We start from the raw sequence: 410 nt of genomic DNA, 5'->3' as shown, positions 1-410 counted from the left end.
CTCGCCACACTGTTTGCCGTATTTGCCCTTGGGGTTGCTCTATTTGGTATCGGTACCTTTCCTCAGGTGAATGCCATCTTAGATGCCTCAGAGGTGACGTTAGGCGCTGATCGAACCATGGCGGCCATTATTCTAACTGTACTCGTTGCTATGGTGACCTTAGGTGGCATTAAATCCATCTCACGCGTCGCGGGTAAGGTCGTTCCCACTATGGCAGTGATCTATATCGTCTCCTGCTTGGGTATTCTGGTGAATAATAGCGACCAGATCTTGTCGGCGATTGAGTTAGTTGTTGTCTCGGCATTTACACCAACGGCAGCAAGCGGTGGCTTCTTTGGTGCGAGCGTGATGCTTGCTATTCAATCCGGTATTGCTCGCGGCGTATTCTCGAACGAGTCAGGGTTAGGTAG

General features: G+C 50.7%; 1 protein-coding gene. It reads left to right on the top strand.

What is annotated here, in order from left to right; all coding sequences use genetic code 11:
* The coding region (locus AB4585_RS27685; protein ID WP_372171957.1) for an alanine:cation symporter family protein at positions 1 to 410 on the top strand (410 nt) is incomplete at both ends.

Source organism: Vibrio sp. 10N.222.49.C9 (assembly GCF_041474985.1).
Lineage (GTDB): Bacteria > Pseudomonadota > Gammaproteobacteria > Enterobacterales > Vibrionaceae > Vibrio > Vibrio crassostreae_C.
Note: the sequence above shows the minus strand (reverse complement) of the source record. Positions and strands in the feature narration are given on the sequence as shown.